The sequence below is a fragment of the Parasedimentitalea denitrificans genome (genome assembly GCF_011813015.1).
GTDB classification, from domain to species: domain Bacteria; phylum Pseudomonadota; class Alphaproteobacteria; order Rhodobacterales; family Rhodobacteraceae; genus Parasedimentitalea; species Parasedimentitalea denitrificans.
Genome location: NZ_QHLQ01000010.1, coordinates 54,258 through 71,183 on the forward strand (window position 1 = coordinate 54,258; position 16,926 = coordinate 71,183).

Annotated in this window: 16 protein-coding genes and 1 pseudogene; 7 read left to right on the forward strand and 10 right to left on the reverse strand. The window is 57.8% G+C overall.

Annotated elements, in window-relative coordinates; genetic code table 11:
• Window positions 1–206 precede the first annotated feature (206 nt).
• From DL239_RS11495 to DL239_RS11520, 6 genes are all read left to right on the forward strand, one after another.
• Window positions 207–506: an FtsB family cell division protein gene (locus tag DL239_RS11495; protein WP_167684246.1), complete on the forward strand. Its 300-nt coding sequence runs from the start codon at window positions 207–209 to the stop codon at window positions 504–506.
• 291 nt (window positions 507–797) lie between these two features.
• Window positions 798–1,334 carry a VPLPA-CTERM sorting domain-containing protein gene (locus DL239_RS11500; RefSeq protein ID WP_167684247.1) on the forward strand — a complete coding sequence of 179 codons (537 nt, stop codon included), beginning with the start codon at window positions 798–800 and terminating at the stop codon, window positions 1,332–1,334.
• Window positions 1,335–1,549: 215 nt separating this feature from the next.
• Window positions 1,550–2,539 (forward strand): pyruvate dehydrogenase (acetyl-transferring) E1 component subunit alpha, encoded by a 990-nt coding sequence (gene pdhA, locus DL239_RS11505; protein WP_167684248.1) that lies wholly within the window; start codon window positions 1,550–1,552, stop codon window positions 2,537–2,539.
• Between the two features lie 14 nt (window positions 2,540–2,553).
• A complete protein-coding gene (locus tag DL239_RS11510) occupies window positions 2,554–3,915 on the forward strand; it encodes a pyruvate dehydrogenase complex E1 component subunit beta (RefSeq protein ID WP_167684249.1) in 1,362 nt (453 codons plus the stop codon).
• Between the two features lie 12 nt (window positions 3,916–3,927).
• Window positions 3,928–5,226 (forward strand): pyruvate dehydrogenase complex dihydrolipoamide acetyltransferase, encoded by a 1,299-nt coding sequence (locus DL239_RS11515; RefSeq protein WP_167684250.1) that lies wholly within the window; start codon window positions 3,928–3,930, stop codon window positions 5,224–5,226.
• A 174-nt stretch (window positions 5,227–5,400) separates the two neighbouring features.
• Window positions 5,401–6,000, forward strand: coding sequence for a hypothetical protein (locus DL239_RS11520; protein ID WP_167684251.1), 600 nt, complete (start codon window positions 5,401–5,403; stop codon window positions 5,998–6,000).
• 170 nt (window positions 6,001–6,170) lie between these two features.
• Here the strand turns inward: DL239_RS11520 and cysK are convergent, their stop codons facing one another.
• Window positions 6,171–7,235, reverse strand: coding sequence for a cysteine synthase A (gene cysK, locus DL239_RS11525; RefSeq protein WP_167684252.1), 1,065 nt, complete (start codon window positions 7,233–7,235; stop codon window positions 6,171–6,173).
• A gap of 442 nt (window positions 7,236–7,677) precedes the next feature.
• On the opposite strand from cysK, the gene DL239_RS11530 reads away from it, so the two are divergent.
• A complete protein-coding gene (locus DL239_RS11530; protein WP_167684253.1) occupies window positions 7,678–8,103 on the forward strand; it encodes a hypothetical protein in 426 nt (141 codons plus the stop codon).
• A gap of 9 nt (window positions 8,104–8,112) precedes the next feature.
• Here the strand turns inward: DL239_RS11530 and cysE are convergent, their stop codons facing one another.
• The 9 genes and pseudogenes from cysE to DL239_RS11575 all read right to left on the reverse strand — a co-directional run bounded on the left by cysE (window position 8,113) and on the right by DL239_RS11575 (window position 16,924).
• Window positions 8,113–8,937 carry a serine O-acetyltransferase gene (cysE, locus tag DL239_RS11535; RefSeq protein ID WP_167684254.1) on the reverse strand — a complete coding sequence of 275 codons (825 nt, stop codon included), beginning with the start codon at window positions 8,935–8,937 and terminating at the stop codon, window positions 8,113–8,115.
• Between the two features lie 420 nt (window positions 8,938–9,357).
• Window positions 9,358–9,648, reverse strand: coding sequence for a DUF7742 family protein (locus DL239_RS11540; RefSeq protein WP_167684255.1), 291 nt, complete (start codon window positions 9,646–9,648; stop codon window positions 9,358–9,360).
• Window positions 9,648–13,580 (reverse strand): annotated as a pseudogene (locus DL239_RS11545) (baseplate multidomain protein megatron). Before DL239_RS11545 ends, DL239_RS11540 begins: the two are co-directional and overlap by 1 nt.
• Window positions 13,580–14,122 (reverse strand): C40 family peptidase, encoded by a 543-nt coding sequence (locus DL239_RS11550; protein WP_167684256.1) that lies wholly within the window; start codon window positions 14,120–14,122, stop codon window positions 13,580–13,582. The pseudogene DL239_RS11545 and the gene DL239_RS11550 overlap by 1 nt, the downstream one beginning before the upstream one ends.
• Window positions 14,119–15,006 carry a phage/gene transfer agent baseplate hub protein gene (locus DL239_RS11555; RefSeq protein ID WP_167684257.1) on the reverse strand — a complete coding sequence of 296 codons (888 nt, stop codon included), beginning with the start codon at window positions 15,004–15,006 and terminating at the stop codon, window positions 14,119–14,121. The genes DL239_RS11550 and DL239_RS11555 overlap by 4 nt, the downstream gene beginning before the upstream one ends.
• Window positions 15,006–15,638 (reverse strand): DUF2460 domain-containing protein, encoded by a 633-nt coding sequence (locus DL239_RS11560; protein ID WP_167684258.1) that lies wholly within the window; start codon window positions 15,636–15,638, stop codon window positions 15,006–15,008. Before DL239_RS11560 ends, DL239_RS11555 begins: the two co-directional genes overlap by 1 nt.
• Window positions 15,639–15,754: 116 nt before the next feature.
• The gene (locus DL239_RS11565; protein WP_167684259.1) at window positions 15,755–16,414 is read right to left on the reverse strand and encodes an RcGTA-type gene transfer agent tail tape measure protein; all 660 of its coding nucleotides are present in this window, start codon (window positions 16,412–16,414) and stop codon (window positions 15,755–15,757) included.
• Complete coding sequence (locus DL239_RS11570) at window positions 16,407–16,607, reverse strand: rcc01693 family protein (protein WP_167684260.1); 201 nt, start codon at window positions 16,605–16,607, stop codon at window positions 16,407–16,409. The genes DL239_RS11565 and DL239_RS11570 overlap by 8 nt, the downstream gene beginning before the upstream one ends.
• Window positions 16,604–16,924, reverse strand: a complete 321-nt coding sequence (locus DL239_RS11575; RefSeq protein ID WP_167684261.1) for a gene transfer agent family protein — start codon at window positions 16,922–16,924, stop codon at window positions 16,604–16,606. The genes DL239_RS11570 and DL239_RS11575 overlap by 4 nt, the downstream gene beginning before the upstream one ends.
• Window positions 16,925–16,926: the final 2 nt, after the last annotated feature.

Consider the following 16,926-nt stretch of genomic DNA (forward strand, 5'->3'; position numbering starts at 1 on the left):
TTCATATGGCCCTACTTGTCCCGGCCAGAGGCTGTGGCCCGCAGAGCCACCCTTTCAAACCCATACCAATCTCTCGACGGCAAAAAAAACTTATAACATTGGACTCAAAGGGGATTCACAAGCCGATTCGCTTGTGTCATAACTATGACAGACGCTGGATCAACCGGCGCTAAATAAACTTGAGCAGTACATACAGGCACTCCCAATTGACCCGCAACCACAGACCCACTCTTGGTTCACTATCCTTCTTTGCCGTGGCGTTTGCGCTCAGCGCATACTTCACTTTTGCCGCAGTTCAAGGGGATTACGGGTTATTTCGTAGGGTCGAGATCGCGGCAGAGGCAGAGACCTTAAACCGCGATCTCTCCCGGCTCAATCTTGAAATCGCTCAGATGGAAAACCTCACGCATCGGTTGTCCGACGATTTCCTCGATCTGGACCTGCTTGACGAACAGGCCCGCTCGGTTCTAGGTGTGCTACGCGCTGACGAAATCGTCATCCGCTAGGTCTCCCCCCCCAAAATATGACAAAACCTGACCGACTTGCTCTGAACTCAGATCAAGCTGCTGCTTCAGCCAAAATGGCCCTTTAGCGTTCACCTCATCGGGAAACCGTTCTGATCGCTGCACGTTAACCATGATTCTTCTTTACAGAATCGAGTGTCGTTAATAACAAGTTAAAAAGCAAAATTTGGATAAAAACGTATCGTTACTATTTTGGGCCCTCATTCGGTTACTATATGAATGAATAGTTACCATAGTTCTTCAAGATAGTATTGACCATCAAAAGGACTTTACATGCTACGACTACTCACAGCGGCCGCACTGCTAACAGCATCAACCGCAGCAAACGCCGCAGTCATTTCGTTCGGACCAACCAGCTCAACCGCTTCCGGCGCTTTGATTTCCTTTGACAATCTGACGGCCCCAACAGGCATTGTTGGCGATGCAACGATTAATTTCACTGTAAAAGGCGACTTAAATTCGAACTACGAATACATTGACATTACCCTAGACGGTTTTTCTCTTGGCCGCGTGTTTGATAACAACACTGGCAACGACCCGTTTGACTTCACTGGCGACGTTGGCTCCTACTCAACCGAGACAGGAAGTGCAACAATCACCAATTCCGATATGGCAGCCCTTATTGCTGACGGTTTCTTGAGCCTGTCGTTCGATTTCAGCTCCGCTGTTAACTGTTGCGGTCCCGTCAACCTGCTCCAAGGCACAATCTCATACGACACAATTGCTCCAGTGCCCCTTCCTGCCTCTGGTCTTCTTCTATTTGCCAGTCTGGGCGGGTTCGCCTTTCTGCGTCGTAAAAAGAAAGCCTAACCCTTCCTACCAGAACTATCTTAGAGAGCCTTTCTGCAGGGAGGCTCTTTTTCTATGCGATAGCCACAGGTGCTGCCCAACGATCCGCCTTTAAAAGCATCGCCAAGTCCCCTCGATTTTTGTACGCGCAACAATAATACTCGCATCCAGAGGGAAAATCCTCTATTAGATAGTTTAACACTAAACTATCTAGCCTTCAGGGGGAGTTCGCCACCATGGCTGCGAGAAAAAGCGTTAATAAAACAAATGTTTCTGCCGAGGAGCTCACCGAGCATTACCGCTCGATGCTTCTGATCCGTCGATTCGAAGAAAAAGCCGGACAACTCTACGGCATGGGCCTGATCGGTGGGTTCTGTCACCTGTACATCGGCCAAGAAGCCGTTGTTGTTGGCCTAGAGGCCGCAGCCGAGGAAGGCGATAAGCGCCTGACCTCATACCGTGACCACGGCCACATGCTGGCCTGCGGCATGGATGCTGGCGGCGTCATGGCCGAGCTCACCGGACGCGAGGGCGGCCTGTCTAAGGGTAAGGGCGGCTCCATGCACATGTTCTCGAAAGAGAAGCATTTCTACGGCGGCCACGGCATCGTTGGCGCCCAGGTACCAATCGGCGCTGGTCTTGCCTTTGCCGACAAATACAAAGGCAACGGTCGTGTCACTTTCACCTACTTCGGTGACGGCGCCTCTAACCAGGGTCAGGTCTACGAGACTTTCAACATGGCCGCCCTATGGGACTTGCCGGTGATCTTTGTTATTGAGAACAACCAATACGCCATGGGCACCTCGCAACAACGCTCCTCTAAAACCCCTGACATCTACACACGTGGCGAAGCCTTTGGCATCCCCGGCGAAGCTGTCGACGGGATGAGCGTTCTGGCCGTGAAGGAAGCCGGCGAACGCGCTGTCGCCCACTGCCGCTCTGGCAAAGGCCCCTACATCCTCGAGGTCAAAACCTACCGCTACCGTGGTCACTCGATGTCGGATCCGGCCAAATATCGCACCCGCGAAGAAGTGCAGAAAATGCGCGAAGAACGCGATCCGATTGAACAGATCCGCGCTATGCTGATCGAGAACAAATACGCCACCGAGGAAGACCTCAAGGCGATCGACAAGGAAATCAAGGCTGTCGTCAACGACTCCGCAGATTTCGCCCGCAACAGCCCGGAACCAGCGCTCGAAGAGCTCTGGACCGACATCTACGCCTAAGGGGAACATATAACATGGCAACTGAAATTCTTATGCCCGCCCTGTCTCCCACCATGGAAGAAGGCACCCTGGCCAAATGGTTGGTCAAGGAAGGCGACACTGTGAACTCGGGCGACGTGATGGCCGAGATCGAAACCGACAAGGCCACGATGGAGTTCGAAGCGGTTGACGAAGGTATCATCGGCAAGATCCTGATCGCCGAAGGCACCGAAGCCGTTAAGGTCAACACCGCTATCGCCATTCTGGTCGAAGAGGGTGAAGCCTTGGACGCAACCCCAGCCGCCGCACCTGCAGCCCCAGCCGCAGTGGAGGCCCCTGCCCCAGTTGCAGCCCCCGCCGCCACACCAGCAGCCCCCGCTGCTGACGTGACCCCGGACTGGCCCGAAGGCACCGAACTGGTTTCAACCACCGTTCGCGAAGCCCTGCGCGACGCCATGGCCGAAGAGATGCGCAGTGACGAAGACGTCTACCTGATGGGCGAAGAAGTCGCCGAATATCAGGGCGCTTACAAAATCTCCCAAGGCCTGCTGGACGAATTCGGTTCCAAACGGGTGATCGACACGCCAATCACCGAACATGGTTTCACCGGCATCGCCGTGGGTGCATCCTTTGGTGGACTAAAGCCAATTGTCGAGTTCATGACCTTCAACTTCGCCATGCAGGCGATTGACCAGATCATCAACTCGGCAGCAAAGACACTGTATATGTCCGGCGGCCAGATGGGCGCACCCATGGTGTTTCGCGGTGCCAACGGTGCAGCCGCGCGTGTAGGTGCCCAGCACTCGCAGGACTTTGCCGCCTGGTACATGCAGATCCCCGGCCTAAAGGTGGTGATGCCCTATTCAGCATCCGATGCCAAAGGCCTGCTGAAAACCGCCATCCGCGACCCCAACCCAGTGATCTTCCTGGAAAACGAAATCCTCTATGGTCGCGCATTCGACGTGCCAAAGCTGGATGACTACACAGTTCCATTTGGCAAGGCCCGCATCTGGCGCGAAGGCACAGATGTGACCATCGTTTCCTTCGGCATCGGTATGCAATACGCGTTGGAAGCCGCTGACAAGCTGGCCGAAGACGGTATTTCCGCTGAAGTCATCGACCTGCGCACCCTGCGCCCGATGGATCTGCCAACCGTGATCAAATCGGTGATGAAGACCAACCGTCTGGTCACTGTCGAAGAAGGCTGGCCACAAGGCTCTGTCGGCTCCTACATCGCCTCCGAAGTAATGCAGCAGGCGTTTGACTATCTGGACGCCCCAGTGATCACCTGCACCGGCAAGGACGTGCCCATGCCATACGCCGCCAACCTTGAAAAACACGCGCTGATCACCACCGAAGAGGTGATTGCTGCCGTGAAACAAGTGACCTACCGGTAAGGAGACAGAGCTATGCCAACTGAAATTCTCATGCCCGCCCTGTCCCCCACCATGGAGGAAGGCACCCTGGCCAAATGGCTGGTCAAGGAAGGCGACACCATTTCGTCCGGTGACCTGATCGCCGAGATCGAAACCGACAAAGCCACCATGGAATTCGAAGCCGTGGACGAAGGTGTCGTTGGCAAGATCCTGATTGCAGAAGGCACCGAAGGTGTTGCGGTGAACACTGCGATTGCCGTGTTGCTGGAAGATGGCGAAAGCGCCGACGACATCACGTCAGCACTCGCCGCCCCTGCGGCCCCAACCGCAGCAGCTACCCCAGCAGAGCCGGGGCCCGCACCGGCGCCCTCTCCTGCACCTGCAGCACCCGCCCCGGCGGCACCGGCAGCAGCAGATGGCACTCGGGTTTTCGCATCACCGCTAGCCCGCCGTATCGCGGCTGACAAAGGTCTGGATCTGGCAACGCTGCAAGGGTCTGGCCCCCGAGGTCGCATCGTTAAGGCAGATGTAGAAAACGCTGTGGCTGCACCCAAACCAGCCGCCCCAGCTGCTGCACCTGCTGCTGTCGCTGCACCAACAGGCCCATCGGCCGACATGGTTGCCAAGATGTACGAAGGCCGCGACTACGACGAGGTCAGCCTCGACGGTATGCGCAAGGTCATCGCCGCACGCCTGTCCGAAGCCAAGCAGACCATCCCGCACTTCTACCTGCGTCGTGACATCCAACTGGATGCCCTGCTCTCGTTCCGCGCTCAGCTGAACGCACAGTTGGAAACCCGTGGCGTGAAACTCTCGGTCAACGATTTCATCATCAAGGCCGTCGCCATCGCCCTGCAACAGGTCCCCGAGGCCAATGCTGTCTGGGCTGGTGATCGTGTGTTGCAGATGAAAGCATCTGATGTGGCGGTTGCCGTCGCCATCGAAGGTGGCTTGTTCACCCCGGTTCTGGAAGACGCAGACAGCAAGTCGCTGTCCTCGCTCTCGACTCAGATGAAAGACATGGCGTCCCGTGCCCGTGACCGCAAACTAGCACCACATGAATATCAGGGCGGCTCGTTTGCGATTTCCAACCTGGGTATGTTTGGCATCGACAACTTCGACGCCATCGTGAACCCACCCCACGCCGGTATCCTGGCCGTGGGTGCTGGCAAAAAGCAGCCTGTTGTGGGCGCAGATGGCGAGTTGAAAGTGGCGACAGTGATGTCCGTCACCATGTCGGTCGACCACCGCGTCATCGACGGAGCAGTGGGCGCAAACCTGCTGAACGCCATTGTCGACAATCTGGAAAACCCGATTGCCATGCTGGCCTAAGGGTCGCTGGATGCAAATTGTAAAGCCCCGGTCATAACGACCGGGGCTTTTGTTTTAATAGCGCAGATGTGGATCGAAATTCTCACGTTGAGACCGATCTATCCTGAGACAACAATTCATGGAATCGACTAAAAAGCCCTTGAGTGTCACAACCACCAATTATTTCCTTCTGAAATGGATTTTCAAACAATGGGTCCTAGTACCTTTTCACCTCGTCTGCAGCGTATCTCTGATGCATGGCGTACCACGCTCGCTGCGCCTGCTTTTCTGATGCTTATGGCCAGTCAATCAAGCGCACAGACGGCTATTTGCTCTAACTCTGAAACACTTGATACTAGCTTCATTTCCCTCATCTCTGATCATTTCGACACCGATCATGATGTCATATTGAACCCTCATGTCTCACCGTCGAAAGAAGGCAGGGAGCCATCTGAGCTACAGTTGTATGTGGCCCAAGGTGACTATGGCACGGTACTTCAATGTGTTGAATACCTTGGTGTAGATCCCGCTCGCGTTGACCGAGAGGTCCGCGGATTGAGAGAGAAGCTCGGTCCAAGCTCTGAGGCTCGGCTCCCAGCAGTTCAAGGGGGCGTAACAACGGATATTGGCGCTTTGTTTGTTTTGTCACAGAAAGACGTTTTTATTCGCGTCTCAAAAGAAGAAAGCCTGGTGTCTGCGGCAGCTGCGGTATTCGCCGCCTTGGATCTGAACGAACAATCGTGCTGGCTCAACCAAGAGTGTTTGAAAGCGGTTGAGGCATACTGGACAAAATAACCCATGTCTGGCTATTCAACCCTTGAACCTAAAGATGCCCCCGAGACGCCCAAAAATCGTTGGCAAACCCAAAACGCAAAAAAGGGAGCGCACCCGCCCCCTTCATCTTTTCAAAAATACTCACCTGCGCGGCACCTACTGCCGACGCAACGCCAGCGGCAGCACGCGGATCAGTACTTAAACCCAGGTGTCGAGTGTGACAGGGTCAGTTCTTCGTCGTCCATCTCAGCCCCGATGCCATCAAACAGTGGGGTCGACAGATACCGCTCACCTGTATCTGGCAGCATCGCCAGAATAACCGAACCTTCAGGGGCCTTCTCGGCCACTTTCAGCGCAGCGGCAACAGATGCCCCACCGGAAATCCCTGCCAAAATGCCCTCTTCCGCTGCCAGACGACGTGACATGGCGATGCTTTCTGGGCCTGTTACAGGCTCCAGCCCGTCAAAATATCCCTTATCCAACGCCTCTTGCAGCACCAGTGGGATAAAGTCCGGTGTCCATCCCTGCACCGGGTGTGGTGTGAACGACGGATGGCTTTCAGACGGCTCGCCCTCATCATTGCGGACCTGCGCGGTGCCAGATGCAACCAGCGCGGCATTCTCTGGCTCGCTCAGCACAATCTTCAGATCAGGACGTGCCTGTTTCAGCACCCGACCCAAGCCGGTGGCGGTGCCGCCGGTGCCATAGCCCAAAACCACTTGATCCAGTTTGGCACCGTCAAAATCGCCCAGGATCTCGCGTGCGGTGGTGGCCTCGTGGATGTCGGCGTTGTCTTTGGTTTCAAACTGATGCGCCAGGAACCAGTCATTGGCCTTTGCCAATTCCTGAGCCTTCACCACCATGCCCATCCCCTTGTTTTCTTTGCGGGTCAGCACCACCTTGGCCCCCAGCATCCGCATCAACTGGCGGCGCTCAACTGAAAATCCATCGTGCATGGTGATAACCAGCGGATAGCCCTTGGCGGCGCAGACCATGGCCAGACCAATACCGGTGTTGCCGCTGGTCGCCTCGACCACGGTTTGGCCGGGTTTCAACCGCCCCTCACGCTCGGCCGCCTCGATGATGTTCAGCGCCAGACGGTCCTTGACCGAACCACCGGGGTTAAAGGCCTCAAACTTGACGTAGATATCAACGCCCTTGGGCGCGATCCGGTTCAGGCGAATGGTCGGCGTATCGCCAACGGTCTGCAAAATATTGTCATACAGGCGGCCACGGCCATTGGTTGTATAGATCATATCGGGTCCTCAGCAGATTGTGCCAAGCGGCACTGAATATTTCCCATTCTATATCAAACCGCTACGGCTTGGATACAAGAGCAGCACTGGCAAAACACACGCCAGTATCACTGCGCCACCTGCACGGTTTTCACTGAGAATAGGCGCGATGCACGCCTTTGATCCGCCAATCACCAGCTTCTTGGGAAAAACATATCTGGTCGCGGTGAAACAAAGAAAATCTGCCTGAATTTTCAAATCCAAGCGTCCGTCAGAAATCCACCCAATTGTCGGGTTCAAAACTGATTATCGCGCTTAAACCTTGCATCAATTCGCCCCTCAGAATCATAGAACGCAAGATCAAAGGAGGGGCGGGATCCACCAGTTCGCACTCTTTGCAGATAGTGACTTTGGTTGCTAGTCTACGGACACCGACGGAAACGACCCCTAGGGAGCGCAGAATGTGGCAGAGAAAATCATTCACAGGGCCGAAGCCTTGGTAGAGGTGACTTGGCGACCAGCCCTCGCGGCCGTTTATCTAAATTGGTTCAGCGAATATGACGAAGGCACGCGCGTAAGAGACGCGGTTTTGGCCGCTCTTGACTGGGTCAATGCCAACCAAGTCGAACATTGGGTCGCCGACGTCTCAACTTCACCCAACGCCCTTTCAGACGCAGATTATCAATGGGTTAGCGGCGATGAGTTTCGATCCGCGATCCTAGGTTCGCCGCTTCGAAAATTCGTTTTGATTCCGCCGCTTCCAGAAACCGGACAGGATGTCGGCTGGGTCGCCGAATGGGAGGAGAATACGCTCACCAAGTTTGGTGAGCGCGTGAGGGCGAAAGTCTGCAAGGATTTGGACGATGCGACCCTCTTCCTCACCGGCTAACAGCTGGCTTCAGTCCTCTGGGCTTCTGTTTCCGCAGGGCACCACCTGATCCATGTTGACCGCAGGCTGATCACAGCCCGCTTCACCCACAATCTTGGCAGGCACGCCAGCCACGGTTGTGCATTCCGGCACCTCTTGCAACACCACCGATCCGGCGGCAATGCGGCTGCAACGGCCAACCTTGATATTGCCCAGAACCTTGGCACCGGCTCCAATCAGCACGCCATCGGCGATCTTGGGGTGACGGTCTTCCTCTTCTTTGCCAGTCCCACCCAGTGTAACCGAGTGCAGCATAGACACATTGTTGCCCACCACCGCAGTTTCACCAATCACGATGGAATGGGCATGGTCGATCATGATCCCCTGCCCCAGTTTGGCACCAGGGTGGATATCAATGCCAAAAATCTCGGATGTGCGCATCTGGATGAAATAAGCCAGATCCTGCTGGCCCTCTTGCCACAGCCAATGGGCAACGCGATACGCCTGAACCGCCTGATAGCCTTTGAAATACAGGATCGGCTGCAACAACCGGTGGCAGGCTGGGTCACGATCATAGATCGCCATCAGGTCGGCACGCGCCGCCTCGACAATCGCTGGCGATTGCTCAAACGCATCATCAACGATTTCGCGCAGCACCATCATCGACATTTCATTCGAGCACAGCTTGGCCGCAATGCGATACGACAGCGCTTTCTCGATTGATTTGTGATGCAGAACACAGGCGTGGATCAACCCGCCCATCAGCGGCTGCGTGGCCACTGCGTCCTGTGCTTCGCTGGTGATCTGATCCCAGACCGGATCCAGAGCAGTTACGGTGTGCTGTGTTTCAACCATGGCTTTGCGTCCTGTTTTGCACCTCAAGTTTCGCATCTATGTGTCTTTTTGCCAAATGCAAAGATTTGATCGATCACATTCTTGAATGGAATAGATTTGCCCGGGCTTTTGGTTTCCCTTTGGGCTTTGCCCAAAGCGACCCACGCCGTGCCTGCGGCACGGCGCAAGGAAAGACTAAAGATTGCTGAGAGGCTCCTGAGGGACACATGTGCCCTCAGGAGCCATATCAAGGGTAAGGCGAGTCGCGACCGCCTCAATGAGCGATGCCCGCGCGATGCGCGGTGGCTTCCGGCCATCATTGACCCAGCCCCGATTCGCAAGAAATCATCAGAGCGCAACCGCGCTGCACCTTGGTGCAGCGCCACGCCCAACGGGAGCAGGCATCACTTAGATGCCCAGCGACGGGCGGGAGGTTTTGGCTCAGTTGGTGCAGGTGCTGCGCGCCATGAGTGCCCCCAGAACGGTCATCACACAGCCACAGTAGTCGATGTTGTCAAAGGTTGGCTCGTCCCCCAACGGATACTTCCTTGCTGCGGCCATCAGGGATCCGTTGCCATAGAGGCGATGTAGGCGGCCATGCTGCTGCACATAGGTCCCGGCCAGATCCGCCTGGTCAAAGATTTGTGCACACATGGCGCGCCGTTCTTCGGGTTTGACCAGCAACAGCGCCCGGGCGACGGATGTCACATCACCGTGTAAGACCGGTCGCATCACGTCAGCACCAAGCGCCCCGGCAGTCCTGCGCCGTATCGGGCTGATATCTGAGCGACTTCGATCTGGTCGCCTGCGATCACCGCATCCGCGACTTGCGCTCCGGCTGTATAGGTCCAGGTCGGAGTGCTTACGAAATACTCACTCAGCAGCGTGGTCCCTCTCAGAATCCGGATACGGTAGGCTTCGCTTTCTTCTCCCAGAGGCACCTCGGCCAGATCCCAGCTATTGCCCTCAATCCGGGTGCGGCGGATCCAGCTGACAGTCAGATCCTCGCCCAGCGCACCGCTTTGGTTCAGGTGGACGGGGCTATAGGGGCGCAAACCATTGCCATCAAATGCCTCAACCAGATGCACATAAGATGGGTCGTCATAGCTGCGCCGCGCTGGCCCGATGCGGTAGTGATGCGTCGTTGCACTGGGGTCAGGTCGGGCTGCACCGCCGAGCCATCCAACAGCACCAGCCATGATCCGGCAGGCCAGACCGCTGGCATCAAGCCATCACTACCCAATTGCCCCCGCAAGCGGGTTCGTAGCAAATAGCTGTCCGGCCCGATCAGCTCTGCCTCCTGAAACTGCATGAGCTCCCAGTTGCCGCTGCTGCCATCGCCGATCGCCACCAGATTGGCACCATTCAGTACCGCCTCTGCATCGCGGCTTTGCAGGCTCCCGTATACCAGCGAGATCTGCAGGTCGTCGCCCATGTCCCAACGCCCTGATGGCGCGGACAATAACGGAGTTTGAGTAACTCCAATGGTCGATCCCGCCGCGATGATCTGATCCAGTGCATAGCTGTCATCAGAGGCCGAGGCGAACAGGGCCACAGTTCCCGGCCAGGGCTGAGCGGTGACGGCCAGATGTGGCGCATGGGGCACCTCATCCCCGCGCATCAGCGGCAGATCCATAAACAGGGGCAGCACCGGTACAGGCGCGGAAAAGGCACTGAGGCCCGGTAGTTCCTCGGCAAGTTCTGACGGGGTATAGACCTCGGGCTCGATCCGCACCGCCTCGGCCAGTTGCAGTTCGGTCTGTTCCAACTGGTCAATCCGGTACAAGGCACCATCCCCTTTGGAAGCCCCGTCACTATCCGGCAGCCGCACCACATCACCAGCGCCCAGCGCAATGGCCGATGGTGGTAGGGCAAATTTCACAGTATCCCGCGCCACGCGCGCTTCAGTCAGCCAACGCTCTACCACTTGCCGTGCTTCGGTGCGGGTCAGGGCCATGGGCAGGTCGGTCTGGCTCACCGCATGGGTGGCCTGATCCGGCAGCACCGCCTCTTCGCTGACCACGTCGTGATCCCCCCCGGACAACACAAAGCGCAGCCGTACCCGCCCGACCTGCTCGGCCTCGCTTTCGCGTGTCTGTTCTCTGTCCCCCTCCAGGTCATTACTGATTGCCAGCAGTGTGGGGTCCAGATCCACTGCACCCTGACCATTGCGCAATTGGAACAGCAACACGCCGTCCCGTTCGATCGCATCAAAGCCATGCCGCAGCATCAGGGGTTGCAACGCCGCACGGGCATCGCTCACATCCGTTACCGCATACCCCCGCACCACACCATGTAGCTGCGAGACATCATAGCTATCCCTACCCAGCCCAGCGCATTCACAGATCTCACTCACAACCGAGGCTAGGGTGCGTTGCCCAACCCTCCCGTTCAGCCAATGCCCACGGGTATAGTTGTCTCCATCACTCCACAGATCCAGCGCATTTGGAAACACCGGATAGGCGCGCGTGTCCCAGGCCCAGACATAGGCGTTCGACATATCCAGCATTGGCGCACCATAGACATCCGACACGGGGTTATTGTCGGCCTGCCTCCAGTGCCCCAGCACTGCACGCAGGTATTGGATCTGGATCAGGTCATCACGCAGCCCGTTCGAACCTCTGGGTAATTTCGACTCCGAGCTCTTTGGATCGAGAAACTTGTTGGGCTGATTGGTGCCTTTTTCAATAGCCGCACAGCCCAACTCGGTGAACCAGATCGGTTTACTCTGCGGCTCCCATGGGGTGGCGATCGCCTGTCTCACTCCGCCAATACGTTCATGGTGATCATTCCCCCACCAATTACGCAGGTCCTTATAGCGCCAGATCCAGTGCTCACTATGGGCGGTGTCTTCTATCGGGGAACGGATCTGTGCCGCCTCGGCCTCGGGCGAGTGGTAATACCAGTCATAGCCCTCGCCCCCCTGTACGTTGCCGTCCAGATAGGCCGGGTCATAGATACTGGGCACACCTGCTTGGGCGTCCAGATGATCCTCACCCTCGCGCCAGTCAGACAGTGGCATGTAATTATCAATGCCAATGAAATCGATATTGTCATCCGCCCATAACGGATCAAGGTGGAACAGCCTGTCGCCTTCAGGGGTATTATAGCCAAAATACTCTGACCAATCGGCCGCATAGCTGATCTTGGTCTCTGCCCCCAGCAACGCACGGGCCTGTGCGGCAAGATCAATCAGCGCCTGTACAATGGGAAAGCCACCAGCACCACGGATCTGGGTTAACCCACGCAGTTCCGATCCGATACAGAACGCCTCTACCCCACCAGCAGCGGCACATAGCGCTGCATAGTGCAGGATAAACCGCGACAGTGACCATTCCTCTGGTCCGCTATAGCCTACAGTCCCGTCGCCAATGGTGAAATCTGCGGCTGTCACTGTCCCTATGAAACTAGCGACCTCGGCATCCGCCAGCGCAGTCCCGTCGGGCGAGCCAACACGTCCCGGAGCCTGCGATAGGGTGATCCGCCCCCTCCACGGTAGATGAGGCTGGTCACTGGCATCGCTCCACGGGTTGGGCAGGCCGTTATTCGCCTGCTGGTCCATTAGGATAAACGGATAGAACATCACCCGCCGCCCCTGTCCGCGCATATGTTGAATCGCCTCAACCACCGAGGCGTCCGCAGGGGTGCCGCCATAAATCGGCCGGTCATCCTGTTGCGCCACGGGTTGCGCAGTACCGCGTGTCAGGCCTGACACGGTCCAGGGCATATTCCCTGCCTCGGTATCCGTCTGTTCGACCTTGGGTCGTAGGGTACATTCGCCGCACCGCAGATCATCGCCAAACCAGCACACAATCAACGAAGCCGCATCACAAGCGGGCAACTCATTCTTAAGCGCATTCATCGAGGCCAGAAAGTCTGTCTGCCCCGTAGGCGCATGACTGTTGGCCACCCTGCGCCTGTCCTGGTCCATGGTCGTAGTGCACTGGGGTCGTCGCCAATGCATATTCGCCACTACCCGGAATCAGCGCCACACCACGGATCAACTGGCCCAGATCATCCTGATAGCTGGCACTGTCGGGTTGTTCCGCACGGATCACTTCAAACGAGAACTGCGGCACCCGATTGCCATAAGGAGCAAGGGGCAGATTCTCGAACACCACATAGGCAGTGCCGCGATAGGCCGAGACTTGGTCGGCGCCTTCAATGGCAGACATCACCGGATCCGGCTCTTGATCCGGCGTCCCTCGGTGCAAAGAAAAGTTCAGGTCTGACAGCACCAGCTCTTCGCCATCCGCCCAGATCCGTGGCACAGCCGTTATCTCTCCCTCGCAAAGCGCAATCGCCAAGGACACAGAGTAGCTATAGCTGGTGGTCTGCGGCTGGGATGGTGCCCCTTTGCCGCCACCGCCACTCACGGTCTTGCTCTCTTGGAACTGCGAGGCCCAGATCACCTGGCCGCCAACCCGCATCCGGCCATAGACCTGCGGGATCGGGCTGCCTTCGCTGGCGTCCGTCAGACGAAACCGCTCGACCTTGCCGGTTTCCACCGCATCCGAGCCAGCCCCAAGCAGCCGAGCATCGATCACCCGACCAAGGGTAGCCCCCACAGCACGGCCAATTGCAACCGAGGACAGCCCGGCAAGGGTCCCCCCAACCGATCCACCCAGTGCAGCGCCTGCTGCTGACAAAAGAATGGTTGCCATCAGGCTGTCTCCTCAGGAAATTGGAACCGTGCCACGATGCGCCGTTGCCAAGGCGCGCTCAGCGGGCTTTCGAGCACCCCATGGCCGCTGTAGGCATGGATAAACTTTGAGGCTGTTCTTGCCCGGCCAACTGGCCGGGCAGCGCCTGACCTTCCCCCCGGGAAGGCGCTTTGCACCTCCCCAAGTTCAAGCGCGACCCTCTGCGTTAACATGCCAACACAAGACTGCACCCCAAGATGCTTGGCCACCGCACCATCCCGCATGCGAAACAGGATCACATCACCCACAGCCGCCTGATCCAGCGGTTTTGCCACCAGATGGCGCAGCGCCGCTTGCCATAGCTGTTCCTCGCCCTGCGGTTCGGACCAATCCATCGAATAAGCAGGCACCTGTTCCGGTTCCGCCCCAACCAACTCACTCCAGATCCCGCGCACCAACCCCAGACAATCACAACCACCGCCTTTGCACGCCGCCTGATGCACATAGGGCGTGCCAATCCAGCCACGTGCAGCGGCGACAACCCTGTTCCCATGCGCGGTCATCGTCGACTGCCACCCGTATTGACACCGCTCTGCTTGGGCACCGACATCACCCAATCCTCGCCCGGGATGTCAGGAAACCCCTGATTGTTGATCAAGTTGTTGAACTTCAAGCGACAGGTCTCCATCCGCTTGTCACAGCCCGCCTGCAAACGCAGCATATCTCCCGGCATGACCTCGGCCCCTATGGGCTGCCACAGCTCTATCACCCGGCTCGCCCCGTCATCGCGATCCTGCTTGATCACACCGCGCAACCCTTGGGCGGCCCCTGACAGCACCTCTAGCTGACCACGGGCAAACCAGCCCGGCTCAAACCCCGCCAGATCCTGCCAGCGAAATTCCTGCCCTCGCTCCACCTGTTCCACCGGGACCTCTTCTCGGTAACCGGGCGTGTCCAAGGCAAAGCGGCAGGCACTATCGCCCAGCACCGCAGTACAAGGTTTCTGGTACACCCGCCCCAATGGCCGGTTCAGCGCATCACTCAGCCCCCGCAGTTCCGCATGAAAGGCACCACCGGCGCGACGCAGCTGGCCAATTGTGCCGCGAAACATCAACCTGCGTACCGAGACATCTGCCCAGTTCACCTGCCAGCAGCGCACCTCGGCCCCATCAAACCGCCCCGCATCAATATCCGCCTCGCGTACCGAGGCATCGCTAAGGCCGCCTATCGCCTCGGTATTGTCCACTGATAGCCCAGTGGCCTGTTGCAGTGCCAAGGCAGTCAAACCGGTGCCGGCCTTAAAGCTGTAGCCGTCAAAAGCCAGTGACTGGTCATGATCGGTGAAGCCAAAAACCACGCCGTCGGTTCGGGTGATCGCCCAAGCCCGGCACAGTGTGGTTAGCCCGCTTTGCACATGCGCCCGAAACGCCGGTGACAGCGCCGCCATCAGACCCGCACCTCGACCACTGGCACATTGGGTACATCGCCCGCCTGAAAGCTAGCGACACTGGTTTGAATGCGGTCGGTGTCAAACCGCACCGGCACGTCAAACTCGAACCCCGCAACGATGGTTCTGCCTTCCCCTGGGGGATGGGAAAACGTCACCTGCCCCAATGCTTCGTCCAGAGTGAAATCCACATCGGCGCGCAGCTCATCCTGATCAATGCCTATGTGCACAGACCCAATAACAGGCTTGGAAATCGGCCGTTGATAGCTGAAACTGCCGGACCGATAGGTTTTGCACAGTTGAAACGTCATCGTGCTGCCATCACCGGTTCCAACCACCTGATCGTCGAATGCGACATCAGCGGTGGCACGGGCGGATTTGAAGTCGGACCAGTCTTTCCAGCGAAACCCATGCATCTGACCGCGCCGGGCCTCGAAAAAGGCGATCAGCACTTCGATGTCATCCAGCGACCGCAGGCCGAGCCCGGCATCATAGCGTCGGCGCGAATGCGCCCAGGGCGTGTTGCGCTCTTCAAACCCATTGGCCAGCGTCACCACATCAGTGCGCCGTTCTGGCCCACCGATAGAGCCAAAACTGAGACTGGCGGGAAATCTTACCTCGTGGAAGTTCATGATTGCGGTCTCATGTTTCCCTTTGACCCGGCAACGCCGGGTCGCGCCTGACCTTCCCCACGGGAAGGCGCTTTGCACCTCCCCAAGGTCAGACGCGACCCTGTGTATTCAATAACTTAACGGTTTCTATTCCCACGCCCCAAGGCCCGGCTCATCTGTGCCGCGATCTGCCCCTGACTGCGCGCAAAACTGTGCACGTCCGGAGTGGTGACATTCATCACCACTTTGACCCCAGCCCCACCGCCACTGCGCACACCCAGCGATCCATCCGGACTACGCGCTAGCGGTAGGATCGCCTCGGGACCGGCCTCGCCCATCAGGCCAGTGCCACCTCGAATCGGGAAACTGGTAGCACCGCTAACCACACCACCACGGGCAAAGGGCATCACCCGCCCCTGGGAAAACGCAGCACCATCCCCAAAGGGCAGCAAACCACTGACCAGCTGCGTCACCCCATCTGCCAGCACGCCGCCCACATGGTTGGTCACTGGCTTGATTGCAGCGTTATAGGTGGTCTGGATCATTGTGCGCGCCACAGTTTCCAGCGCATCGGACAGTTTCATACCGTCAAAGACCACCCCATCAAAGGCCCGCCGCAGCCCCTTGGACATACCACGTTCCAATGTCGCCGCATCTTGCCCGGTGGCCGCAAAGGCCTCACGCACCCGGCGCAACTCGGTGTCAAAGGTCGCCGCCATGCCGGCTGCATTGCTTAGCGCCTCGCCCAGACCTTCGCTTTGCAGCTCAAGATCTCCAATTGCCTCGTGATCACTCATCACTGTCTCCTGTCTTGTCGGGATAGGCCTGCATCAGGGCATCCAGCCCGGCGCGCCCCATCGCAGACTGGCCAGCGTCGTGCCCTAGCATCAAACGCAGCTCTGCCGGGGTCAGTTGCCAGAAATCGTGCGGTGACAACCGCAGGCCCAACATCCCGGCTCGCATCATTGCAGGCCAATCCAACTGGCTCATGGCTGTTCCGGGACCATAAAGGCCCGCGCCAGCAGTTCCGCCGCTGCCCGCGCCGCCGCCATCGGCCCGCCATCGATCTCGGCCCTTGCCAATTCATCAGGCGACATCGAATTGCCACCGCCCTGCAAGCCGACCCCGATCAGCGCCATGATGTCTGCAGCCGAAAACCCACCGTTTTCAAACCGTTGCACCAGATCAACCAGCGAACCCGCGGAAAGGGCCTGTTCCAATTCAACCAAGGCGCCCAGGGTCAGTTTCATAACCCGTGGGTTACCATCAATCACCAGCGTGACCTCTCCTGTCCAGGGATTGGCCATGT